This is a genomic window from Affinundibacterium seohonense (assembly GCF_014284305.1).
In the GTDB taxonomy this organism is placed as follows: Bacteria; Pseudomonadota; Gammaproteobacteria; order Burkholderiales; family Burkholderiaceae_D; genus Undibacterium; species Undibacterium seohonense.
Genome location: NZ_JACOFW010000018.1, coordinates 32978 through 56919 on the forward strand (window position 1 = coordinate 32978; position 23942 = coordinate 56919).

Here is a 23942-nt window from a genome sequence, read left to right on the forward strand (position 1 = left end):
ATCTTGCCGCATCATGATTTCGCTAAGGTTTTTAGACGAATGTTACTGCGCTGATGAGCATGAACCTCTATCTTGAAATGGCATTGCATAGCATTGATTTTGAATACTTCAAAATTGCGTAACACATATGTAATCCAAGCAAACAATTCAAATCTTGTTCAGGCGCAGAATTTACTGACAGGTCGGAATTGTAGTTGCTCAGGAGAGTTAGGGCAAATAATAACGAAATCGAGAGTACACAAAATTTAATGACTGAACGCAAATTGCTTGAGTATTTGCTAGTATTATCCAGATGCATTCGCATTTGAAGTATGTGTGATTGTTTTTGCTGTGTTTCAGGATGGTTTGTTTTGCCCTGCAGCAGCATTAATTTACACATTTTAAGTATTTCCTATTAGAATCATCGCCTCAGTGGCCGAAGTTAATATATCGGTCGATGACTTGGCTATTGTTGTAATTGAAATCACTTTACAATTTATTGTTGTAGATTTGTTTCTAAACTGAGCCTAAATTAATGCTGCGAAAAAGAAGGTGTTTGTTTTTAAGGTAATTTAATGTTGCATAGCAGCATAGAAGCAACTTCCATTCACGGCTTCACTTGTGTCAAAATAGGCGCTGTTTTTCGCAAAGATTTTAAAAAAACAATGTTTTGTTGATAGTTATTTAAAGAAGTATGTTTGAATGACTTAGATAAAACAGCCGCTTCAATTTTTGGTATATCTTCTAGATATGTTTAAATTTGGCGATTGTAGTACTAGTAAGCAATGCAGTCGTCTCATGGTGACTAAACGATTTGTAAGTAAATAGTAATACCCACATGAGTATGTTAAAACCGAGGTTCTGACAGTTCAGCGTGTGTATGGGGGCGCAAACGGTGAGTCAATAGAAGTTTATTGATGAGCGAATTGCTTGTTGTTTAAATGGGTTGATGTTGATAGTTTTCAAGACTATCGAATAAATCAATTTGAAGCTAAAGTTTCGCGCGTTTGAACCTAATTGAAATTGTTGTGGTATTGGAGGAGTAGGTATGGATTTTTCAGGACGCCAACAGGAACCGGGAAAGAAATTTTTTGGTTTAGGTTTGGTAATTGTTTTTCACATTATTTTGGGCTGGGCGTTAATGAACGGCTTAGGTAGTAAGATCGCTAAGTTTATTCAGAAACCGATGGAAGCTGTGGTAGAACCACCGAAACCACCGCCACCGCCACCACCAGATACACCACCACCGCCGCCGCCAAAATTGATGACGCCGCCGCCGCCGTTTATTCCTCCTCCAGAGGTGCAGGTTGCGCAGCAAACGCCATCACCAAACGCGATTTCGACGGTATCTAACGTTAAGCCAGACACAAATACGTTGACAAAAACAGTAGCTCCTGTAGCTGAAGCACCGAAGCCGTCTGCAGGTCCAGTTGTTATTCCGGGTCGTGTTGATTTTAACCAGTCCGGTTGTACACCAGAATATCCTCGCGCTTCATTGCGTAACGAAGAGACTGGCGTAACAAGGTTGACAGTTACTATTGGTGCAGATGGAACAGTCACTGATGTAGCAATCGCAAAGTCTAGTGGTTTCAGGGGGCTAGATAATGCAGTACGCGCTCAATTGTTATCAGGCTCGTGCAAAAACAAACCTGGAACAGTGGACGGCAAGCCGCAGGCTACCACGACTCAAGTTGAATACGTTTGGAAGCTTGATTAAAACAGAGCCAACAAGTAACAAGAGTCATAAAAAAGTATCGTTTTACTCACAACCAACGTAAGTATTAAATTTTTTTAAAGGAAGTATCTACATGAAAACCCGCGCTAAAGTAAGCACATTCCTGGCGGCAATTTTGTTCGCATTGACAGCAACAATGGCAACCGCTCCTGTATTCGCTCAAGAAGCTTCTGCATCTGCTACAACAGAGGCTGCAGCATCTGCACCAGCTGAGGCAACTGCCGCACCAGCACCAGCTGCTGATGTTGCTGTACCTGCTGCTGAAGCGAAACCTGAAGTTGTTGATCAATATAGTTTGGCACACTTGATCAAAGAAGGTACTTTGGTCGATCAGGCAACATTAGCAATCATGTTGATCATGTCTATGTTCAGCTGGTACATCTTGATCACAAAGATCATTGATTTGTCAAAATTGAGCGGTCAAGCAAAAGAAGCACGCAAGTTCTGGAAAGCAGCGAACGTTGCGGCCGGTTTGTCGACTTTGAAAGAAGGCAGCCCATACCGTTTTATCGCGGATTCAGGTATCAGTGCTAGCGAACACCACGAAGGTGCTTTGTTGGAACAAATCGATTTGAATTCATGGGTAACAATGTCCATCCAACGCTCTGTAGATAAAGTACAAAGCCGTTTGGGCGAAGGTTTGACATTCTTGGCTACTGTAGGTTCTACAGCACCGTTTATTGGTTTGTTCGGTACAGTTATGGGTATTTACCACGCTCTGGTCGCGATCGGTTCTACAGGTAACTCTTCGATCGATAAAGTTGCGGGTCCAGTTGGTTCTGCTTTGATCATGACGGCGATTGGTTTGGGCGTTGCGGTTCCAGCTGTTTTGGGCTACAACTACTTGTTGCGTCGTAATAAGTCTGCAATGGAAGACATCAATGCATTCGGCGCTGATTTGCACTCTGTTGTATTGTCCGGCGCAATGAGCAAAGCTAACTCAAATAAGTAATCTGAGTAATAAGAAGCAAGTTGTTTTTATTACGAAAGTTCTTTCGCTTCAAATAGATTCAGATCGAATCTATTTGGAGTTAAGCGACAAGAATTCACTAAAGAGAAAATATTATGGGAATGCAAATCGGCGGTGACAGTGGTGAAGACCAAGTCAATAGCACCATCAATACCACGCCACTTGTGGATATTATGTTGGTTTTGTTGATCATCTTCATCATCACGTCACCAGTAGTTTTAGACTTGACCAAAGTTCAGCTTCCAGCTGAGAAAAACGAAGATTATCACCCTGATGCGAAAAACGTCATTATTACTGTAAGTAAAGACGGTGATATTTATTTTGGAGGTATGCGTACACCGGTAACTTCAGAAGATGCTTTGTTTGAACTGATGGCGAAGGAAGCGGTTAAAGTTCCACAGCCTGAAGTACATATTCGTGGCGATCAAAATGCGCGTTACGAAGCAATCGGTAAAACGATGTTGACTGTACAGCGTGCAGGTATTGCAAAAGTTGGTTTTGTACTTGAACCACCACCAAAAGGCTAAAAGGAGAATCGCATGGGCATGAATATGAGCTCCGGTTCTGGTGGTGATCCAGAACCAATGATGGAAATGAATATGACACCGATGATCGACGTTATGTTGGTGTTGATTATTATGTTTATTACGACGCTTCCAATTGCAAATCACGCGGTGAATTTAAATATGCCGCAGCAAAACAATGCGCCACCACCAGACGTTCCACCGACTGTGATCAAAATTGACGTGGATTTTGATGGTACTATGACTTGGAATGGCGAAGTAGTTAGTCGTCCTCAGTTAGAAGCTAAGTTGTCCGAAGCAGCAGCGATGAATCCGCAACCTGAGATTCATTTGCAGCCAAATCGTTTGGTTTCTTATAAATCTGTAGCTGCAGTTATGGCATCAGCGCAAAGCCGTGGCATCACGAAATTGGGCATGATCGGTAACGAGCAGTTTATGAAGTAAGTCCGTTGGTTTGAATTGATTTACGTAGTTGACATGAGTTCAAACAATTGTTAAACGAGAGAGGGCAGGGGTTTCCCTGCCTTTTTTTGTATAGTGAGTTATGCTTTGTCAGGCTAAGATAAACAGCGAAATGACACTGTTTCCTATAGTTTGTTAGGCTCAAAGTTTATTAATTTTATTGATTTTTATTGATTGAGAGATCAAATATGAAGCACCTACGCTTATCACAACTAGCTATTCTGATCGCCGCCATGGGTTGTGCGACTATCCCTGAATTAACCGGTGTTGCAGGTAATACAGCAATTGCACAAGAAGCGATGCGTGCTGAGGTCGGTAAAATTGTTCAGCAGGCTGGTGAACTATACAAATCGAAGAAATTCCGTGACGCCTTGGTCAAGTTACAAGAAACTGATCGCATTAGCAATAAATCCGTGAACGAGACGTTTACGATTGAGCGTATGCGCCTTTCAGTCGCTTCTGCGGCAGGTGATAATGATGCGGTGATTCGTTCCGGCGAGTTGATTGTCGCTGCAAATAAGTTACCAAGCAAAGATCAATTGCAATTAATTCAGGTTTTGGCAAATGCTTACTTTAAAGCGAATAATTACGCCAAAGCGACCAAAATGTATGAGCGTTATTTCAGTGAAGGTGGTACTGATAGCTCTTCCCGCCAATACATGATTCAAGCGAAATCAATGAGTGGTGATAGTGCTGGTGCTTTGAAGGAAACCCGTGCTGAAATTCAGGCCGCAGAAAAAGCTGGTCGCGTACCTAGTCAAACAACTCTCGAGAGCTACGCTTATGCCGTACAAAAGAGTGGTGATAAAGCAGCTTACTTAGCGACTTTGGAAAAACTTGTGATGCACTACGGCAAGAAAGAATATTGGGTTAACTTACTCAACAGCATAGAGCGTAAGCCAGATTTTTCTTCCCGTTTGTCTATGGATTTGTATCGTTTGAAATTGGCGGTCGGCCAGATTTCTAAGACTGGCGATTTCATGGAAATGTCGCAAATGGCGATTCAAGATGGAAATTCAATGGAAGCACTGAAGATTATTGATCAAGGATACAAATCAGGTGTTTTGGGGACAGGTCCTGAGGCAGCCCGTCACGGACGTTTAAAAGATTTGGCAACGAAACGTGCCGCTGAAGCGAAGTCAGGATTGGCGGCAGCAGAAGCGGAAGCACAGAAATCTGCTGATGGCACGGCTTTAGTTAATATTGGATTTTCATTGGCCACTGGTGGTGAATACGATAAAGGTATCAGCTTGATGGAGCAGGGCATCAAGAAGGATAGTTTAAAGCATCCAGATGACGCAAATTTACATCTGGGGATGGCGTATTTGTTGGCCGGTAAGAAATCTGCAGGTTTAAAAGTTTTGAAAACAGTACAAGGTAAAGACGGTACTGGGGATCTTGCCCGTTATTGGATAATTTACGCCAATCAGTCGAAATAACATGAATTGATTTTGTATGTAAAAAAGGCAGCTATGATGGCTGCCTTTTTTTACGCCCCTGCTTTTTGTTTCAGGCAGGAATTTCAACGTGATTTGTGAAGGTCTATGCTAGGTCAGCTACGGGTCTTTTTCTTGCTGTTACTTGCGAGAACTTTCTTTGATGTCTTTGTACTTAATTGACCTGATTTGCGTGCAGTTATGCGCTTTGCCAACTGACTTTTACTATTTACAGTTTTCTGTTTGACGATGCGTGTATTAGTTGATGCTTTGGGAATATGAAGAACCAGTTTCTGTCCAAATGTGAGCTGATCTTTGCGTAAATTATTCCAAGATTTAATATCGTCAGAAGTGAGCTTGTAGCGTTTGGCGATACTCGCCAAATTATCCTTCCGACTAACTTTGATTTGTATTTTTCGGGTGCTGCCGCCAGCTTTTTCAATACTTAATTGTGCTTGTTCGGCAATTTGTACGGGGATATTCTCATCCGGTGACTTCGCGGATTTAGGAACTAAAATAGTCGAGCCAGCCTTGACTATCATCTTGGCTGGAATCGCATTGACCTCTCTTAGTATTTCGGGTTTGTAGCCGAAGCGATTCGCCAGGGTTTCAACGCGCTCAGATTTGTTAATGCTTAAGGTTGTCCAGGAAGAATAAGAGCCTTTCCAACTCAGAAAATTACTTTCAAAAATGCTGGCATTTTCGACTGGCAATAAAATACTACTGCTATTGCCACCAGTTATGACAGGGCGATTAAACTGTGGGTTCAGTGCCTTGAATTCACTTAATGGCAGCTCAGCTAATTTGGCAGCAAGATGTACATCAATATCTTTACCATTTTTTATACTGGTGAAATAGGGCTCATTATCCAGTCTTGGCAAGACAATATTGTATTGTTCTGGGTGACCGATGATATTTTTTACTGCCTGTAATTTGGGGACATAATTTTTTGTCTCATTCGGCATCAGTGCAGACAGACTATCAAAGTCGATCGGCAGTCCCATTGCTTGCTGGCGTTTGATGGCGCGTTGCACAGATCCTTCGCCCCAATTATAGGCAGCCAGAGCCAATTGCCAGTCACCAAAAAGATTGTATAAACGTTGTAGATAATCGAGTGCGGCTTCGGTCGAGTCCAATACCCCACGCCGGTCATCTTTGAAAATGGTTTGGCGTAAATTGAAATCACGTCCAGTGGCTGGCATGAATTGCCACATGCCAGATGCCTTCGCCGTTGAAATCGCATTTGGATTAAATGCCGACTCTATAAATGGCAGTAAGGCCAAATCGGTTGGCATACCACGTTTATCTAAGGCATCGACGACGTGATACAAGTAACGTGAACCACGTTGAATTATCCTAAGCAAATAATCGATGCGGGAGCTGTACCAGTTTGTCTGATAAGTGACTAGTTGGTTTTCTAAATTGGGAATGGCATAACCATGACGAATCCGGTTCCAAAGATCAGATTCGGTAAATATTAGTACTTCATCTCCAGGGTTCTTTTCTATATCCGATGTTGTTTCAAATTCAGAATGTGACTCAATACGGGGATCACTTAATTTTTTACTGAGTTTTAGCGTATCTTCGGTGCTAGCATTTGCGTAATGCGGCATTGAGCAAATGAGGCTTACGCAAAAAAAATACAGACCGTGGTTAAATCGTTTCATGGGAACTTGAAGAAAATCGAAGAGATCGACTGCTAGATGGGTAACAGTGGAGTGTACGCAAATGCCTATTTCAAGGTCAAGAGAAATAGCAACCAAAAAGCTAGAAAATGCGCTAAAGTTTTCATTGGGCAAGTGGTTTGCATTTTGGTGCCAATTCTCTATTTAATTGAAGCACTTTGTAACTGCCAATTAAGGTCTGATCGTAAAATTAATCGCATTAATCTTTACTTGAATATTTAGGAGACAAGCATGACAAGAAAAAATAATTTACGTTTGACCGCATTGAATTTGATGCTACTAAGCGCGTTTAGCTGGCAGGCGCATGCAGATACCTTATTTGTGCATGCAAATGCATACACCTTAAATGCCAAACAGCAACTGCAAAAATTTGATGCCATGTTGGTCGACGACAAAGGAAGAGTCCTGGCGACTGGATTGCAAAAAAGTTTACAAAAGAAAAATCCACAGGCCAAGTTAGTTGATTTGGGAGGCAAGACGGTATTACCTGGCCTAATCGATGCCCACGGCCACGTGTTCGGTTTAGGGACAGCTGCGAGTCAACTTAGTTTAAGGGCAACCAATAATTTAACTGAGGCGCTAGCGGCGATTAGTCTTTACGCCAAACAGGCAACACAGCAACAATGGATCTTGGGTGGAGAATGGAATCAAGCGATCTGGAAACTGGATCGTTTTCCAAACGCAAAGGAGTTGGATTCCGTTGTCGCCGATAAACCAGTGTGGCTGCGTCGGGTCGATGGGCATGCGGGCTGGGCTAACTCTAAGGCGTTAGCCTTGGCGGGCATTACAAAATCTACGCCTGATCCTGCCGGTGGGAAGATCGAACGTGATGAACAAGGTGAGGCATCCGGCATCTTAGTCGATTCTGCAATGGATATACTTGAAAAAGTCATCCCGCCACAAAATGACGCAGAGTTGAGAGTCGCATTGGATGCTGCACTTAAACAATTGCGTAGCGTTGGTTTGACCACCGTACATGACGCTGGTGTTGATGCCCAATCCGATAAACTGTTCCGCGAATATGCTACACAGGGGAGATTAACAACGCGCGTTTATGGAATGATAGGTGGTGTCGACCAATTCTTTGATGTGGTTTCTGCCGCTGGCCCCTTAAAAAATTTGGCAGATGATCGTTACGCGTTGCGGGCTGTGAAATTGTATTCCGATGGAGCATTGGGAAGCCGCGGCGCAGCTTTGTTAGCGCCATACAGTGATGCGCCTCACACCAAAGGACTTTTGTTTGTGCAAGATAAACAGATGCAAAGTATGGTGCAAAAGGCTGCTGCGAAGGGATATCAGGTGAATGTCCATGCTATTGGCGATGCCGGCAATCGACAGGTGATTGATGCTTTAGCCTCAATCCCAAAGCAACATGACGCGAAAATTTTGCGCCATCGAATTGAACATGCACAGGTATTGGAACTAAGCGATATTCCGCGCGTGGCTAAGGCAAATATTATTCCATCGATGCAGCCGACACATGCAACATCAGATATGAATATGGCTGAAGACAGAGTTGGTAAAGACAGAATTAAAGGTGCCTATGCATGGCGGAGTTTCTTGAAGCAAGGATCGAAGATTCCTTGTGGTTCGGATTTTCCTATTGAAAATCCGAATCCATTTTGGGGCATCTACTCAGCAGTAACGCGCCAGGATCATCAGCAGATGCCTGTCAAAGGCTGGTATCCAGAACAAGCAATGACGGTGCAGGAAGCATTTCGATGCTTCACTTTAGATGCGGCTTACGCCGGACACCAAGAGAAAATTGTCGGTAGTTTGGAAAAGGGGAAGTGGGCTGATTTTATCGTGATTGATCAAGATATCTTTACCATCCCAAGTAAAGATATCTACAAAACAGTGGTTCTGCAGACCTGGCAGGCCGGTAAGCAAGTTTATACGAAGTAACCAAAGCGGATACTTTGTTTTGGAAAGTAAAAAGCACTTCGGAAAAAATTCTGAAGTGCTTTTCTATGTATCGAGCTAATACAAATGAACCGATTTTAATCAGGTCCAAACGAACAAAAAATCAGACTTGATGGAACTGTAGAGAGGCGAGATGCGCATAGACGCCACCATGTGCGATCAATTCAGCGTGGTTGCCAGTCTCCACGATGCGACCATGTTCCAGTACAATAATTTTATCGGCACGTTTCACGGTCGCTAAGCGATGGGCGATGATCAATGTCGTTCGTCCTTGCATTGCTGATTCTAATGCTTGTTGAACCAAACGCTCAGATTCCGCATCCAAGGCGCTCGTTGCCTCATCCAATAGCATCAGACGTGGATTTTTCAAGATAGCTCGAGCGATCGCTATTCTCTGTTTCTGTCCACCGGATAAGCGTACACCTCGTTCACCTAAAAAAGCTTGATAGCCTTCAGGTAGTCGTTCAATAAATTCATGTGCTGCTGCTAGCTTGGCAGCTTGAATGACTTCTTCGTCACTGGCGTCAACGCGTCCATAGCGTATATTTTCCAATGCGTTCGCTGAAAAAATCACCGTATCTTGCGGCACGATACCGATGGTGTCGCGCAAGGTATGTAAATCTAAGTCTTTGATATTCACGCCATCAATACAGACATGACCTTGCTGCGGATCATAAAAGCGCAATAGAAGTTGAAACAGCGTAGTCTTGCCTGCACCCGACGCGCCCACTAAAGCAATGGTCTCGCCAGCTTTAATCGATAACTCAATGTTGGAAAGTGCCGCAGCATCAGGTCGTGAAGGATAATGAAATACGACTTGGTGGAAGTCGACGGTCGCGCCATGCGTATCTTGTCCCTGTAATGAGGGGGGCATAGCAAGTGGCAGTGCTGGATTCGTGATGGATGATTGCACTGACATTAATTCTAATAGCCGTTCGGTCGCTCCCGCTGCTCGTTGTGCTTCGCCCATCACTTCAGATAAAGCACCAATAGCGCCAGCGACTATCGAGGCATATAAGATGAATTGCCCCAATTTGCCACCGCTCATTTCTCCTTGCATCACCGAATGTGCGCCTAGCCATAAGACGAACACAATGGCGCCGAAGATCAATAAAATGGCGATCATGGTCAACAGCGATCTGGCACGAATACGCCGCATGGCGGTGCTAAAAGCGTGTTCGACCGAAGCAGAAAAGCGTTTGGCCTCAATATATTCATGGGTATAGGCCTGCACCGTTGGCATGGCATTTAAGATTTCACCAGCAACGGCGGAGGCATCGGCGATACGATCTTGTGAATCACGTGATAACTGCCGCACGCGTCGGCCAAACATGATGATCGGTAAGATGACCAAGACCAACATGACTATGATGATAGAAGACAGCATGGGACTAGTGACAAATAACATCACTAAGCCGCCGGCAAATAACAATAAATTCCGTAAAGCCAAACTGATGCTGGTGCCAACCACCGCTTGAATAAGTGTCGTATCCGTGGTTAAGCGAGATAATACCTCACCTGTTTGTGTGGTTTCAAAAAACTCAGGGCTTTGCGTGACCACGTGGGCATACACCGCATTACGAATGTCGGCAGTCACGCGTTCACCTATCCACGACACCATATAAAAGCGCGCCGCAGTAGCGATGCCTAAAATGACTGCGACACCGAATAAGGCCAAAAAGGTCAGATTCACATGGTCGATACCTTGCGTGCCACCTTCGCCAATTTTGCTAAAACCCATGTCTATCATCTGACGGAAGGCATAGGGAATCGTGAGTGTCGCACCTGCTGCAATCACCAAGGCAATCGCAGCGAGGATGAATTGACGGCGGTAAGGTCGAAGAAAAGGTAGTAGGCCACTGAGGGTTGCAATGCTACTGCGGTTTTTGCTTGGGTCGGCGCTTGAGCTTGATGAAGTGTTTGACATGGTCGCTACTGTAAATGAGATGGGGTATATTGTGGCAGCTTTTTGTGAGGCACGTAGAACAGACGATTTACAATAGTTCACATTCTTGTCAACACGAGTGCCGCTCAGTCGTTATTGGTTTTACTTCATCTACGTTTAACTACATCATGTCGATATTACCCCTTCCTTTTTATATGAGAAATTTTCTTATCATTTGTATCCTTGCGATCGGCTTGAGTGGATGTCAGTCAACGATGCGGCAAATTAAAGATTGTAAGCAAGGTGATTGGAGTGTGATCGGCAATAAAGATGGTGCCAAAGGTTTGCCCGCTAATTTTGAAGAGCGACGTTCATTTTGTGCTGGTGTTGACGGAGACAAAATTAAAGCAGAATCGGCAGGTTTTTACCAAACCGGATGGGCTAGCGGTAATACGCAATTCTGGCAAAAACTAGGCGAAGCGGATGGGCGTTTTCCAAGACCAGCTAGTTATTATCAAACGCAAACGCGGTCTGAAAGCGTGATCGACAATAAAACCCCGCTCAATTCGACCGCCTATGACCTAGGCTGGCGACAAGGTAACGCCGATTATTGGAGTGCGATAGGCGATCAGGATGGTGTTGCCGGCTTGGCGGCGTCGATAGAGACTCAGAGAGCGGCAAATGCAGCAGACATCCCGTTTAATGCGATTGCTTTTCAAACGGGTTGGCAGCGAGGTAATCAAGCTTATTGGACACGTCTAGGCTACGAAGACGCGCGTCAAGGTGTGTCCGACAAGATGCTGCAGCAGCATGTAAAGTCCGCCAAGGAGCGTCAGGTCTTAGTTCGTAATGATGCTTATCAGATCGCCTGGGACACCGAAATTGTTGAGTATTGGAAACGTACTGCGTGGGACGATGCGACCAATGGCTGGGATCGATATATGCGTCGAGTGGATGCAAAAAAGCGTGATTTGAAATTTGTCGAAGAAGCGTATCAGGCGATGTGGGAAAATCGTTTACAAGCGTATTGGCGCGATGCGGGCAAAGATGACGGCTTTGGTAGGCCACAAAGAATCGAAGAGCGTATTGCCAATGCACGTAAAGACAAAGTATTTGTCATCGAGCAGAGCAAAGATATTTACTTGCAAGCTTGGCATGCTGAAAACATGCGTTATTGCAGTCCCGAAAACGCGTTTGGTTTTGGCCGTCAATCAGCGTATTTTGAACTGAGTGTTTGTCACTTGACAGTGCAAGCGAGGGTAAAGCATGCCTATGATAATGGACAAAAATATGAAATAACTTGGCGTGAAAAAGAGCGAGTAGAGCGAGATATCCGCTATGCAATTGACCGTCGCAGCGACGCGGATTATCGAATCCGTCAATTAGATAAAGATTCTCGCAAGGATCAGGACATTATCAAAAATAGTAAAGATCAGAACGCGGTAAAAGAAGCGAGCGATCGCGAAAAACGTCGCGATCAGCAAATGCATGACATTCGTCGCACTATTCGTGATCTCAATCGTAGTTTGGATGATTTAGACGCCTGGCGCTTACGTCATGAAGAGCGTATGGAGCAACTGCAACGAAGTATTTAATCGAAGAGACCTTTACTTAATCTACTACGCGGCCGAATGTTGAATTTCCGGTGCTCGTTTTTCTCTAGCACAGGTCTGCTCCTCAATTCAAACTTCGATCGCTCGCTACGGTTGTGCAGAGGTCTCGCGAAGTGAATACCGTTAAGTAAAAAAGGACGCGAGTTATTTGCGTCCTTTTTTACTCTAGTTTGGAAAATTACTTTGCCCTACCTAAGTGCTGCAAGAAAAAGCTTTCATATTTTTTGTGCCAGGCTTTTGGCTTGACGGCACCACCCATACCGTGCTCGCCATCTGGATCAAGGAATAAATCCACTAGACTTTCTTTGCCGTTTTCCAATAAAGCACGATAGACATTGACAGTATCTTGATACAGGACATTCGGGTCTTGCATGCCATGGACCAGCATCAATGGCTTTTTAAGGCCAGCAGTCAGCGGCAACAGTGAGTAGCGGCGTAAGTTTGGCTTGCTACGATCCACTTTGCCGATCGTGCGGCCGCTATACCAGCTGTTATAGTTTTCCCATTCGGTCGGACCTGCACCTGCGATACCTGCAGCGAAGACATCTGGACTGGTGTACATCGTATATTGCGTTTGAAATCCGCCAAAACTCCAACCGTTTAATCCTATACGTTTACCATCGACACCCAGTTTCTTTTGCATGTATTTGGCAAGGTCTTCGAGATCCTCGGTTTGCGGTTTACCAACCTGTTCCCAATTGGCGTCGCTGAATTTTCGTCCATAATTTGAGTGTCCGCGTGGGTCTACCGCAACTGTCACGTAACCATGTTTCGCAGCCATATACATGCCAAATAAATAGGCAGTTGGTTGGAAGCTATCGGTCTCGATGATGTGACGATCACCTAGTGGACCGCCATAGGTGTAGACGATAGCAGGGCGATTATCGCTACTGCTCCAGTTTTGCGGTTTGAAAACATAGGCTTCTATCGTATCGCCGTGACGATTGCGAAAATTGAAGCGTTCAGCTTGTAGTAAATGGATAGCATTCCATTGCGGGTCATGGCTATCTGTCAGCGTTTTGACGGCAGTTTTATTACTCGTTAAATCGAATAACTTTAATTCTGGACGGCTAGACCATTGTCCTGCCATTGAGGCTAGTCGTTGACCATTTTCGGCGACTTCCGTGGCACGATGGAAATCGCCAGCCTGACCTACTGCGGTCATTTCACCAGTTACTAGCTTGACTTTGAACACATTCATCGCGGCGAAGTCATCCTTATTGGCGAGTACGAACATGTCTTGACTATCAGCGGTAAAACCGAGGATACGATGGGCTTCAAAATTTCCTTTTAGTATCGGTGTCGCACTAGCATTATTCGTCTGAATCACATAGGGTTGGCGGTAGCCGAGTTCATCGAGAACAGCGATTAACTGCTTGCCGTCAGGGGTGAACTGCGGTGACACGACATCAACCACTTCATGACCGACATTGCCACGGCGTTCAAGCACGATTTTTGGTTTGCTATTGTCATTCGTCGTGCCCAGATAAATACGCAGCAATTCTTTTTCTCGCTCCCATGTTGAGAAACTATATTGGCTGCCATCTTTCGAGAAAGCGACTTTACTCATTTCAAACCACACATCGCCACCTTCGTTCGTAAAAACAGGGGTGGGTCGACGCATTGATTCGTCAGTGACTTTACGTATATAAAGGGCGGTCGCAGGGACTGTCCGTTTGTCATCTGAGACTTCACGGTTGACCTTCTTTGCAGTTGCGAATCGCTCGTTGTAATTCATGATCTCCACCTGGCGACCGGGCGGGGTTTTACCTGGTTCGCCGACAGTCGCACTAGCACTGATGGCCATCCATTGTTTGTCTTCGCTTAGGATTGTGCTATTGAGACTGTATTTTTTTTCTACGTCGTCTGCATGAATCAATTCGGGATTGAGTTGACGTAACTTACCATGGCTAAAACTTGCCGCATAAATACGCTTATCATCCATGTACAAATAGCCGCTATCGTCTGCGGTATATGCAAGGATACGTTCCACTTTATCAGTTTTAGTCAGTCTCTCGATATGCCCGGTTTTGGCTTGCAAACGGAATAGATCACCACGGTATTGGAAGATTAATTCTTGTGCTGCATTTGCCCAAATGAGGTTTTCTACACCAGGATAGAGGTCGGTGTTTTTGAGCTTTTCTTTGGCGAGTTTCTTTTTGAGTTCATCGCGCAGCTCCCATAGTTCTTTATCGACGTCACTCTTTTTTGCGTTGTCGAGTTGCGCGGACTTGTTGTCAGCCTTATTGTCGGTCTTGTTGTTGGCTTGATCGTCGGACTGATTGTCAGTCTTAGCATCGTTGCCGTTGGCTTTGCTGACTTTGGTCGCTGCGACGGCGGCTTTTTCTTTCGCTGCTTCTGCATCTTTTTCTGATTTCTTTACCGCATCGCGGGTTTTCTTCTCAGCTAGTTCTCGCTTGATGTCTTCAATTGCCGCACGTTCCCACTGCAATAAATCCACTTTTTCACCACGTAAGTAGGCCGCCTGTGCTTCGGCTTTGGCTTGACGCTCATTCAGTTCTTTTTCTTTTTGTAGTAGTTTCTTTTCGAAGCGATCCCAATCTTCAGGAGCATCATAGGTTTTCATCAGCGTTGGTGATGTGATGCGTGTTGTTTGACCACTCTCGGTATCATGAAGATACAGGTCATTGCCTTCTTCTCCATAGGGATTCCAAGCATAAGCAAGGAAGCGTGCATCTTCACTAAACTTTAATTGACTAGCGGCTTTACCCGCATAAGATTTACTGCGATAAAGTTGTTCCAGTGTGAGTTCCGAGGCTCTAATTTTTTGGATTTTAACGTCATTGGATTTGCTGTCGGCATGTGCCAACGGACTACTTAGACAGCTCAAACTTGTATATATCAAGCTAATACTGAGGGCGATGGCCTTCTTTTTCATATTGACTCCCTTGAGGTGTTCATTTGTTATTTTGTGAAATGTACTTTAATAGCGTATTTCAACTATTTGCCAGTATATTTTTAAGTGTGGATAGACTGGCTTTTGAAGTGAAAGTTCATACATTTCTTCGTGATGGTGATTGTTGTTTCATTTCACCAGACAGATTTGCTAGAAGAGTGCTGCTTTGTACAGTAGAATTTTGCTTTCGTTTCGCGATTGCCTTGTTCTAACGCTTTAGCGATTTCCTTTTTTAATCTACAGAAAGTTTTTATGCCAGGTGCTAGCCTTTTAACCCTACTCGACGATATTGCGACAGTTTTGGATGACGTAGCTTTGATGACTAAAGTCGCAGCCAAAAAAACGGCAGGTGTGTTAGGCGACGATTTGGCTTTGAATGCTGAACAAGTTAGTGGTGTACGGGCTGAACGTGAATTGCCCGTGGTGTGGGCTGTGGCGAAAGGATCCTTGATGAATAAAGTGATTCTTGTGCCATTAGCTTTATTGTTGAGTGCTATTGCGCCATGGGCGATCATGCCATTGTTGATGGTTGGTGGAGCCTATTTGTGCTTTGAAGGATTTGAAAAATTAGCCCATAAGTTTTTGCATAATGAAGCCGAGGATGAAGCGCATCACCGGGAATTAGTTGAAGCGATTTCGCATGAAGACGTCGATATGGTGCAGTTTGAAAAGGATAAGATCAAAGGAGCGATACGTACAGATTTCGTGCTCAGTGGTGAGATCATCATTATTACTTTAGGTACCGTGGCGGAATCGTTGTTTGCTACGCGTGTCGCTGTTCTGGTTGGTGTTAGTTTGATTATGACGGTGGGTGTTTACGGTTTTGTTGCCTTGATTGTGAAACTGGATGATATGGGATTTTATCTGCAGAGAAATCAGGAGCAATCTTGGTTGAGAAATATGCAGCGACGCTTGGGTGACGGCTTAGTGGCGTTCGCGCCGCGTTTAATGAAGGCATTAACCGTGATCGGCACCGCAGCGATGTTCTTGGTTGGTGGTGGGATTTTGTCTCACGGTATTCATGCCGTCAGCGAGTTTTCAAATCAGCTTGCGCATAGTGTGAGTGCAATGGCTTGGATTGGTGGCGTTTTGCAATTTGTTATCCCTAGTTTGATTGATGCCGCGTTTGGTATTCTCGCTGGCGCGTTGGTGTTGTTAGGTGTGACTGGCTTTCAAAAAGTCCTTAAGAAGTAGGCTTTAACATTATTTAGTTTGGTAAAGGCGAAGGGTGCGGGCATCTTTCGCCTTTTTCATTGTTAAAAACGGGTATGTCATAACAAGTTATTCGTACTTCGTCGCTTTCCGTTTTTCGTACTTCATTCTTATCTTTATATTGTGCAGGTATGACAGTTTTTCATAAAAACGAGTATGAATATGAGATTGAGAATTCAGTTAATTGAAGACACAAAGTTTTAAGAGAGGTTAGCAATGATAAGTATAGAAGTTGATCGGGTTGAGAAAACATATAGCACCGTACAGGCGGTACAAGCGCTCAGTTTTAAGGTCGAGGCTGGAACTATTTTTGCTTTGTTAGGGCCAAATGGTGCGGGTAAATCGTCCTTGATTCGGATGTTGGTTGGCTTGACGATGGCCGATGCGGGAGAAATCCGAATTTTTGAAAATGGCGAAAGGATAGGCAAAATTCCGGAAACGAGTTTTGCTTACCTACCGGAAGATCGTGGTTTATACCCTGATAAAACGGTCACCGACAATCTCACTTACATTGGTAAATTGCGTGGCTTAAGTCAAACGCAAATCAGTGAGCAGCTTGCGATCTGGCTGCCGCGTTTTGATCTGATGGATAAAGTTAAAGATAATCTGAGCAAGTTATCCAAGGGCAATCAGCAAAAAGTGCAATTGATTAGTTGCTTGATACATCGGCCGCAATTATTGATTTTGGATGAGCCGTTTTCAGGATTGGATCCGATTAATCAAGAGCATGTGTTGAGCATACTGAATGAGCTCAAGCAAAGCGGCACCACTATCATCCTGAGTGCACATCAAATGGCATTGGTCGAGCGTCTGGCCGATGGCATGCTACTACTGAACAAAGGCCAACAAGTTGCGCTTGGTAGTTTGTCAGAAGTGATCGCGCAATTAAGCCCGGAAAAGTATTACCAACTGAATTTTGCACAAGCGATCGCGGGCGACGCGATTGCCGCCTGTGCCGCTGTGAAAACAGTCGAGATTACGAGCTCCACGCAATTCATTGTGCAAATGCATGAAGGCGCCAGCGTCAATCAGCTCCTGCAACAGGTGATGGCGCTTGGTGAATTGTTAGATTTTGGTCGAATTCAAGCCAACCTTCACGAACTATATTTAACCGCGGTGCAAGCACATAATGCGCAGCATCCTTTGCAGGGGCTCAGTAACAAAGGAGACCTGACATGACGACATGGAATATCGCGGTGTTTGAATTCAAACGCTATTTCAAATGGAAGCAAGAAATTATTTCTATTGTCCTGATGCTCGTAGGTATGGGCTTTTCATTTGTCTGGCCGCATGTCAAAGGATTCTTAGACAAAGACTATCAAGTCGCTGTGATCGGCGTGAGCCATTTACCTAAACTGGAGGGTTTTCAATTCAGTGAAATTAGTCCCGACACGAAAAGCCAGGTAATGAAAAATATAGGAGACAGCTGGCATGCCGTGATTGAAATCGATAACGGACAAGTACAACTTACCTTAAAGGAAAAAGCCAGTTGGCAAGCCAAGTTAAAAGCCAACTTACAAAGCTGGCAGCAAGAACGCCAAATTGCGCAGTTGCCTTTGACTGCACAACAACGGCAGCAAATCACTCAGCTTCCAGAGATCAAAACGGTAATGTTGACGCCAGAAAAGGATGATAAGGATGAGAAAGGTCGTGCTTTATTGAGTGGCGCTCTGCTTTTTCTTTTGATCATGGGAATTTTTTCTGGGTTCGGCTATCTTTTTACTGGTATCACCAGCGAAAAGCAAAATCGCGTGACCGAACAATTGTTAACCTTGATTACACCTTCACAATGGATACAGGGAAAAATTCTGGGCATTTCTTTGTTCTGTTTAAAGACCATGCTGACCTACGGCATTTTGTTTTTTGCCGTGATTCAAGGCGCAGCCGTGATCGCTGGTAAGCCAGATGTCAGTATTCCTGTGACGGCTTTTCAGCTGTTGAGTACGCTCTTATTTGTCATTTTAGGATTGTTGTTGGTGAATAGTTTTATGGCAGCTTTTGCTGCGACGATCGATGATCCTAACCACTCTAGTCGTAGCATCATGATGTTTTTGCCCGCATTGCCGGTTGGGCTCGCTTACAGCGGCATTGATAATGCAGAAGGCATGATGATGCAAGTCTTGAGTGTGTTTCCGTTGACTTCGTTTGCCGCGATGCCGTTACGGATGGCGCACACTGAAGTACCGATGTGGCAGTGGTTGTTAGCAGTTAGCTTGTTGCTCGCCTGTTTGTGGTGGTTCAAGTCTGCGGCAACGCGGGTCTTTACATTGGGAATACGTATGTATGGTAAAGAGCCTAGTTGGAAACAACTGTTGGAGACTTTCTTGTTCCCGGTAAAGCACTAGTGTTTTACTTTTTCTAGAACAAACGGCACCTGATTTGTCCGGTGCCATTCTTTTTAGAGCTGCCTATGTTCGATTTTTGCTCTTAGTCTTTGCGTGTAAATTGCTGATCAATTTGCATAACCGCTTTCTGTAAAAAAGCGATGCAGGCATCAAAGAACTTGGGATTGATTTTGTCAAAAGTATCGGTCGGCTTGTGATAATCGGCATGATCTTCGACACCAAAGTATAAATGTGGGATTCCGGCTTGAAAAAAGGCGTAGTGATCGGATTGCGGTGTCCAGTCATTGCTGCCTTGCTCTGGGCGGTCGTGGTCAAACAATACCTTGATGTCATCGCTCGTATTCAGGGTTTGCAGTATAGGTTTGAGGGTCGGGTTTTGATAGGTTCCACTGACAAATAATTCTTTTTTATCGCCGCGCGCGATCATGTCGAAATTCAAATTCGCTGCGATGTCTTTGCGTGGAATGATGCCTTCCTTCACGAAGGCATGCGCGCCTAAAAGTCCACGTTCTTCACCATCAAAAAATGCGTAAACGATATGATGTTTGGTTGATGAATCTTTCAAATTTTGTGCGACTGCCAGCACCCCAGCTACGCCAGAAGCATTGTCGTCTGCACCGTAATAGATCTTGTTATTATTGACTCCGATATGGTCATAATGCGCAGACACGACTAGATATTTGGCTGCCGGATTTTGTTTTGCGTACTGGCAGGCTAAGATATTTTTTCCTTGTGTCGCTTGTTTCAGCTTATTGACTTTGAATTCGTGGACATAGTTTCCACCGCAAGGCTTAAGCCCTAATTCTGTGATTCGCTTAATGATGTACTCACGCGCCAAGGCATTGCCTGCGCTGCCAATTTCTCGACCTTGCATCGCTTCGCTAGCCAAGTACTGTACGTCTTGCATGGCTTGCGAAGAGTTTGATTGTGCCAAACTAGTAGCGCTTACCAGTAATGCGCACAAACTGAAGATAAATCGAACTGAGAGATGGTTACGCATAATGAACTGGAGAGTGAATGGAATAGAGCTTAGTGGCGACGATACAGATTAAGTTCCCGACGAATAAAAAAGCCTGCGAGGCTGTTTGACCTCGCAGGCTTTGATGAAGCGAATTTTATTATGCGAAATTAGCTGCAGCAAAATCCCAGTTCACTAAGGCCCAGAATGCTTCCAAATACTTTGGACGTGCATTGCGGTAATCGATGTAGTAAGCATGTTCCCACAAATCACAAGTAACCAAAGGCTTGTCTGTCGTTGTCAGTGGTGTTGCAGCATTCGATGTGTTGACGATGTCTAAGCTACCGTCAGCTTTTTTTACTAACCATGTCCAGCTGGAACCGAAGTTGCCGACGCAGGATTTGGTGAAGGCGTCTTTGAATGCGTCAAAAGAACCCCATTTTGCATTGATGGCATCTGCTAATGCGCCACTTGGTGTGCCGCCGCCGTTTGGTTTTAAACCATTCCAGTAGAAAGTGTGATTCCAAATTTGCGCAGCATTATTGAAAACACCGCCAGAAGATTTCTGGACGATTTCTTCCAATGTGGAATTTTCAAACTCGGTACCTTTGATCAGATTGTTCAAATTGGTTACATAAGTTTGGTGATGCTTACCATAATGGTATTCCAATGTTTCTTGAGAAATGTGTGGAGCCAAAGCGTCGATGGCGTATGGTAAAGCTGGCAAAGTATGTTCCATGGCAGATCCTTTTAGATTGTCGAAATGATGCAAAAGAGTAGTGCAAAAGCCTCATCCTGTTTTGAAAAAACAGTAGCGAGAAAAGCAGCATTGTAAGCTTTTGTCTGAATGCTTGCAGCTAATCTACAGATTTCTGCTTTTTTACAGTTGCAATTTTTAGTTCGCCCACATCCTGTGCTGTGCGTAAGTGCAGGACATCACCAGTATCAATTTGTTCGACACTGCGGATAAATTGACCGTCGGCTTGTTGCAAAATTACGTAACCCCGCTCTAAGGTGCGCTGCGGATTGAGCATGTCGAGTTTGTCTTGCAGACTAGCCAAACTGGCCTGATGCAGCTGTAATCGATGCCGCATGCCGGTGCGCAATTGCATCTGTTTATACTCAAGTTGTCTTTGACGATCTTGGATATTTGGTCGTTTCTGGGTTAGCCTTGTCTCTAACTGCAACAGCCGATTTTGCGCTGCCTGCAACGGCCTGAGTACGGCAAAGCGCAAACTTTGCGCACATTGATTTATTTGCTGGCGCTTCGATGTTAATGCGGAACTTGGGCTTTGCAGGCGATGGCTTAGCCAGTCTAGATTTTGCGCTTGGCTATCAAGCTGACGACGCATCTGCCGTTGCATTACATTTTGCCATTGGTTTAGGTTGGCGATCCAGTCTGTGCGTGGTGTTGCCGCCATTTCTGCCGCTGCAGTTGGCGTTGGCGCGCGTAAATCTGCAACAAAGTCTGCGATAGTGAAATCCGTCTCATGCCCGACGCCACTGATGATCGGCAATTCGCAATGGGCAATGGTGCGCGCCAGAATCTCTTCATTGAACGCCCACAAATCTTCGATGCTGCCACCACCACGGCAAACGATCAGCAATTCACATCGGTTGTCAGCATCCGCCTGCGCGACCATTTGTGCAATTTTTGCAGCCGCACCTTCACCCTGTACTGGGCAAGGATAAATGATCAACTCAATGTGTGGTGCACGTCTTTGTAAAGCTGTGATGACATCGCGTAAAGCTGCCGCATTCGGACTGGTGATGATGCCTATGCGTCTGACAAAACTTGGAATTGGCTTTTTTCGTTCTTGGTCAAATAAACCTTCTGCGGCGAGTTTGGCTTTTAGTTGTAAAAAAGCCTCGTATAAATTCCCAACGCCAGCACGCCTGATCGCTTCTACGTTAATTTGATAGTCGCCACGTGGCGCATACAGACCAACTAGCGCACGCACTTCAACTTTGTCGCCTTCGCGTGGCGTGAAGCTAGCGTATTGCGCTCGACCACGAAACATGACAGCCCTTACTTGTGCAGCGCTATCTTTGAGCGTGAAGTACCAATGTCCAGATGCGGCGCGGGTGAAATTGGAAATTTCACCAGAAACCCACGTCAATGGGAAGTTTCGTTCCAATAATTGCGCGACAGCTTGGTTTAGGGCCGAAACTGGTATGACAGACTCGGATTTTTGCGGGATTTGAGGTGGAAAAGTTGATGCCATAAGCCTAGTAACAAGAAAGCTGTCCACAGATCGTGAAAAGTAGGCGCAAGCATGTCATGCGCCTTGCCTCCTGTCAAAAATAATTTAGAAGGTCTTTGTAAGTAATTGATTTTTAAGTGTTTAATTACATTAAGTTTTATCTTTAAATCTTTAGTTAGCAGATTTTGCTACGAAAAATGAAGGCGAGAATAGGAAATTTTTGTGCTTATGCACAAAGTTATCCACAGGAAATTAGATGCCTCGATGAAAAAGTGCTTGAGTGAAATAAAGTAGGGCCCTGCCTTTTTTTGTGGCAGGGTAACAATATTCTTTAAAATCATGGGCTTAGCATCATGTGCCCGGTTTGTTCACAAAGATATCCACATTTTGTGTGCAGAACTACGGCTTTATTCACAGCGATTGGTAAATTTGTAGGATATAACTAGGCAAAAATATCATTAAATAGCAATTAGTTGCTTTTGGTAATGCTTTGCTTAAAATTCTTGCAGGGGTATTTTTTCTATAGTAATCAAAGACTTAAGATGATGTGAAGAGTTTGTTCACAAAGTTCTCCACAGTTTGTGTGCAGAACTTTTGGACTTATTCACAGTCGTGAAATTTTCAATGATTCGTCTCCAAAATTCGCATTTTTAGGGCCTGCTCAATTTAACAGCTTGCCTATCATTGTATTTAAAATCAAACACTTAGAATTTAGCCCCAAGGATATCCACAATCTTGCGCACAGATTCTGTGCACAACTTTGACCATATGTTTTTACCTAGTATTAGTCTTACCTCTATTCATGTGAGCCGACCTGATGAAAAATATTCCTGTGCATCTACTTGCCCAGTGCTTAACAACACGATACATTGCGGGCTGAGTGTTTATTCGTAGTCGCTACGACTTATTAAGATTTTTCTGGCAAGGAGTTTCATTTGTTCGCAATTATTCAGGCGGCTGGTTGGCCGATTTATTTTTTGTTGGTGGCATCGATTGTCGCTTTGGCCTTGATTATCGAACGGACGTTGTCATTGAGACGGCAAAGGATCTTGCCTAGGACTCTGCTCGAAGAAGTGATCAGGGTCTATCAAAGCGGCAAGATCAAACAAGAGGTGATCGATCAGTTGGCGATTAACTCACCTCTTGGTCGCGTGTTGGCAGCTGGCTTGCGCAACGTCAATGCGCCACGTGAAGTCATGAAAGAATCGATTGAAGAAGCGGGTAGTGCGGTCGCTCACGAATTAGAAAAATTTCTCACGACGCTGGGGACGATCGCGTCTTTAGCGCCGTTGATGGGTTTGTTTGGTACGGTCGTCGGTATGATAGAAATTTTCGGTTCGCAAAATGCAGCGGGTGCGAATCCGGCGCAACTAGCGCATGGTATTTCGGTTGCACTGTATAACACTGGTTTTGGTTTGCTAATTGCAATGCCAGCGATGATTTTCTATCGACATTTTCGTGCCCTCGCTGATGGCTTCGTGGTTGAGATGGAGCAGCAAGCGGTGAAGTTTGTCGATATCGTTCACAGCACGAGAAAGTAGTCGTATGAATTTTCGTAAAGGACGGGGCAAAGAAGATCCAGAGATCAATTTGATACCCTTTATTGACGTCTTATTGGTCATTTTGATTTTCTTGATGGTAACAACGACGTATAGCCGATTCACCGAGTTGCAAATTACCTTGCCAACCGCAGACGCAGAAAAGGCGCAAGACAAACCAAGTCAGATTGAGATTGGTATCGATGCGCAGGGGCGCTATAAAATTAATAGCGAGGCGGTTAGTTTTCTTGACGCAGCGACGCTGGCGAATGATTTGAAGAAAGCCGCAGAAAGCCTAAGTGCTGGCAAAGCTGGTAATGCTGATCCAGTCGTTATTATCAATGCTGATCGGGCGACGAGCCATCAGTCGGTAATCGATGTGTTAGAGGCTGCACGTCTAGCCGGATTAGCGAAAGTGACGTTTGCGGCTCAAGCAACTTCTAACGCGAAATAGCGATTATTCATTTGTATTGCCTGTTTCAAAAAGAGAGTGGCAGCACTCTCTTTTTTCTTGCTAACGATCTTTAAATCAATTCGCAGATCGCCTTTTTTGCTG

General features: G+C 44.5%; 18 protein-coding genes. 12 read left to right on the plus strand and 6 right to left on the minus strand.

Annotated elements, in window-relative coordinates; translation table 11 throughout:
- Positions 1–1027 precede the first annotated feature (1027 nt).
- From H8K52_RS14700 to H8K52_RS14720, 5 genes are all read left to right on the plus strand, one after another.
- The gene (locus H8K52_RS14700; protein WP_186923669.1) at positions 1028–1696 is read left to right on the plus strand and encodes an energy transducer TonB; all 669 of its coding nucleotides are present in this window, start codon (positions 1028–1030) and stop codon (positions 1694–1696) included.
- 91 nt (positions 1697–1787) lie between these two features.
- Entirely contained in the window at positions 1788–2666 is an 879-nt protein-coding gene (locus H8K52_RS14705) for a MotA/TolQ/ExbB proton channel family protein (protein WP_186923670.1), read from the plus strand.
- A gap of 113 nt (positions 2667–2779) precedes the next feature.
- Positions 2780–3211: an ExbD/TolR family protein gene (locus H8K52_RS14710; RefSeq protein WP_186923671.1), complete on the plus strand. Its 432-nt coding sequence runs from the start codon at positions 2780–2782 to the stop codon at positions 3209–3211.
- A gap of 12 nt (positions 3212–3223) precedes the next feature.
- Positions 3224–3652 (plus strand): ExbD/TolR family protein, encoded by a 429-nt coding sequence (locus H8K52_RS14715; protein WP_186923672.1) that lies wholly within the window; start codon positions 3224–3226, stop codon positions 3650–3652.
- A gap of 206 nt (positions 3653–3858) precedes the next feature.
- Entirely contained in the window at positions 3859–5109 is a 1251-nt protein-coding gene (locus H8K52_RS14720) for a hypothetical protein (RefSeq protein ID WP_186923673.1), read from the plus strand.
- Positions 5110–5222: 113 nt separating this feature from the next.
- Here the strand turns inward: H8K52_RS14720 and H8K52_RS14725 are convergent, their stop codons facing one another.
- Complete coding sequence (locus H8K52_RS14725) at positions 5223–6719, minus strand: transglycosylase SLT domain-containing protein (protein ID WP_246464562.1); 1497 nt, start codon at positions 6717–6719, stop codon at positions 5223–5225.
- Between the two features lie 303 nt (positions 6720–7022).
- Between H8K52_RS14725 and H8K52_RS14730 the strand changes: the two genes are divergently transcribed.
- Positions 7023–8696 (plus strand): amidohydrolase, encoded by a 1674-nt coding sequence (locus tag H8K52_RS14730; protein WP_186923675.1) that lies wholly within the window; start codon positions 7023–7025, stop codon positions 8694–8696.
- Positions 8697–8817: 121 nt separating this feature from the next.
- Here the strand turns inward: H8K52_RS14730 and H8K52_RS14735 are convergent, their stop codons facing one another.
- The gene (locus H8K52_RS14735; protein WP_186923676.1) at positions 8818–10641 is read right to left on the minus strand and encodes an ABC transporter transmembrane domain-containing protein; all 1824 of its coding nucleotides are present in this window, start codon (positions 10639–10641) and stop codon (positions 8818–8820) included.
- 233 nt (positions 10642–10874) lie between these two features.
- Here H8K52_RS14735 and H8K52_RS14740 point away from each other — a divergent pair, with 233 nt between their 5' ends.
- Positions 10875–12194, plus strand: a complete 1320-nt coding sequence (locus H8K52_RS14740) for a DUF2799 domain-containing protein (protein ID WP_186923677.1) — start codon at positions 10875–10877, stop codon at positions 12192–12194.
- Positions 12195–12390: 196 nt separating this feature from the next.
- On the opposite strand, the gene H8K52_RS14745 is transcribed toward H8K52_RS14740, so the two are convergent.
- On the minus strand, positions 12391–15111 hold the full coding sequence (locus H8K52_RS14745; protein WP_186923678.1) for a S9 family peptidase: 2721 nt from the start codon (positions 15109–15111) through the stop codon (positions 12391–12393).
- Between the two features lie 270 nt (positions 15112–15381).
- Here H8K52_RS14745 and H8K52_RS14750 point away from each other — a divergent pair, with 270 nt between their 5' ends.
- From H8K52_RS14750 to H8K52_RS14760, 3 genes are all read left to right on the plus strand, one after another.
- Positions 15382–16323 carry a DUF808 domain-containing protein gene (locus H8K52_RS14750; protein ID WP_186923679.1) on the plus strand — a complete coding sequence of 314 codons (942 nt, stop codon included), beginning with the start codon at positions 15382–15384 and terminating at the stop codon, positions 16321–16323.
- A 234-nt stretch (positions 16324–16557) separates the two neighbouring features.
- Complete coding sequence (locus tag H8K52_RS14755) at positions 16558–17520, plus strand: ABC transporter ATP-binding protein (protein ID WP_186923680.1); 963 nt, start codon at positions 16558–16560, stop codon at positions 17518–17520.
- On the plus strand, positions 17517–18686 hold the full coding sequence (locus tag H8K52_RS14760) for an ABC transporter permease (protein WP_186923681.1): 1170 nt from the start codon (positions 17517–17519) through the stop codon (positions 18684–18686). The genes H8K52_RS14755 and H8K52_RS14760 overlap by 4 nt, the downstream gene beginning before the upstream one ends.
- 82 nt (positions 18687–18768) lie before the next feature.
- Here H8K52_RS14760 and H8K52_RS14765 read toward each other — a convergent pair whose 3' ends face one another.
- The 3 genes from H8K52_RS14765 to xseA all read right to left on the minus strand — a co-directional run bounded on the left by H8K52_RS14765 (position 18769) and on the right by xseA (position 21869).
- Positions 18769–19686 carry a M20/M25/M40 family metallo-hydrolase gene (locus H8K52_RS14765; RefSeq protein ID WP_186923682.1) on the minus strand — a complete coding sequence of 306 codons (918 nt, stop codon included), beginning with the start codon at positions 19684–19686 and terminating at the stop codon, positions 18769–18771.
- A 118-nt stretch (positions 19687–19804) separates the two neighbouring features.
- Complete coding sequence (gene sodB, locus H8K52_RS14770) at positions 19805–20383, minus strand: superoxide dismutase [Fe] (protein WP_186923683.1); 579 nt, start codon at positions 20381–20383, stop codon at positions 19805–19807.
- A 118-nt stretch (positions 20384–20501) separates the two neighbouring features.
- A complete protein-coding gene (gene xseA / locus H8K52_RS14775) occupies positions 20502–21869 on the minus strand; it encodes an exodeoxyribonuclease VII large subunit (protein ID WP_186923684.1) in 1368 nt (455 codons plus the stop codon).
- A gap of 914 nt (positions 21870–22783) precedes the next feature.
- Between xseA and H8K52_RS14780 the strand changes: the two genes are divergently transcribed.
- Positions 22784–23389, plus strand: coding sequence for a MotA/TolQ/ExbB proton channel family protein (locus H8K52_RS14780; RefSeq protein WP_186923685.1), 606 nt, complete (start codon positions 22784–22786; stop codon positions 23387–23389).
- 4 nt (positions 23390–23393) lie between these two features.
- Positions 23394–23840 carry an ExbD/TolR family protein gene (locus H8K52_RS14785; RefSeq protein WP_186923686.1) on the plus strand — a complete coding sequence of 149 codons (447 nt, stop codon included), beginning with the start codon at positions 23394–23396 and terminating at the stop codon, positions 23838–23840.
- Positions 23841–23942: the final 102 nt, after the last annotated feature.

Coding starts and splice junctions, on each gene's coding strand:
- H8K52_RS14785 (WP_186923686.1), top strand. CDS start 23,394: ATGAATTTTCGTAAAGGACGGGGCAAAGAAGATCCAGAGATCAATTTG.
- H8K52_RS14745 (WP_186923678.1), bottom strand. CDS start 15,111: ATGAAAAAGAAGGCCATCGCCCTCAGTATTAGCTTGATATATACAAGT.
- H8K52_RS14720 (WP_186923673.1), top strand. CDS start 3,859: ATGAAGCACCTACGCTTATCACAACTAGCTATTCTGATCGCCGCCATG.
- H8K52_RS14750 (WP_186923679.1), top strand. CDS start 15,382: ATGCCAGGTGCTAGCCTTTTAACCCTACTCGACGATATTGCGACAGTT.
- H8K52_RS14715 (WP_186923672.1), top strand. CDS start 3,224: ATGGGCATGAATATGAGCTCCGGTTCTGGTGGTGATCCAGAACCAATG.
- H8K52_RS14760 (WP_186923681.1), top strand. CDS start 17,517: ATGACGACATGGAATATCGCGGTGTTTGAATTCAAACGCTATTTCAAA.
- H8K52_RS14765 (WP_186923682.1), bottom strand. CDS start 19,686: ATGCGTAACCATCTCTCAGTTCGATTTATCTTCAGTTTGTGCGCATTA.
- H8K52_RS14710 (WP_186923671.1), top strand. CDS start 2,780: ATGGGAATGCAAATCGGCGGTGACAGTGGTGAAGACCAAGTCAATAGC.
- sodB (WP_186923683.1), bottom strand. CDS start 20,383: ATGGAACATACTTTGCCAGCTTTACCATACGCCATCGACGCTTTGGCT.
- H8K52_RS14725 (WP_246464562.1), bottom strand. CDS start 6,719: ATGCCGCATTACGCAAATGCTAGCACCGAAGATACGCTAAAACTCAGT.
- H8K52_RS14730 (WP_186923675.1), top strand. CDS start 7,023: ATGACAAGAAAAAATAATTTACGTTTGACCGCATTGAATTTGATGCTA.
- H8K52_RS14740 (WP_186923677.1), top strand. CDS start 10,875: ATGCGGCAAATTAAAGATTGTAAGCAAGGTGATTGGAGTGTGATCGGC.
- xseA (WP_186923684.1), bottom strand. CDS start 21,869: ATGGCATCAACTTTTCCACCTCAAATCCCGCAAAAATCCGAGTCTGTC.
- H8K52_RS14735 (WP_186923676.1), bottom strand. CDS start 10,641: ATGTCAAACACTTCATCAAGCTCAAGCGCCGACCCAAGCAAAAACCGC.
- H8K52_RS14705 (WP_186923670.1), top strand. CDS start 1,788: ATGAAAACCCGCGCTAAAGTAAGCACATTCCTGGCGGCAATTTTGTTC.
- H8K52_RS14755 (WP_186923680.1), top strand. CDS start 16,558: ATGATAAGTATAGAAGTTGATCGGGTTGAGAAAACATATAGCACCGTA.
- H8K52_RS14700 (WP_186923669.1), top strand. CDS start 1,028: ATGGATTTTTCAGGACGCCAACAGGAACCGGGAAAGAAATTTTTTGGT.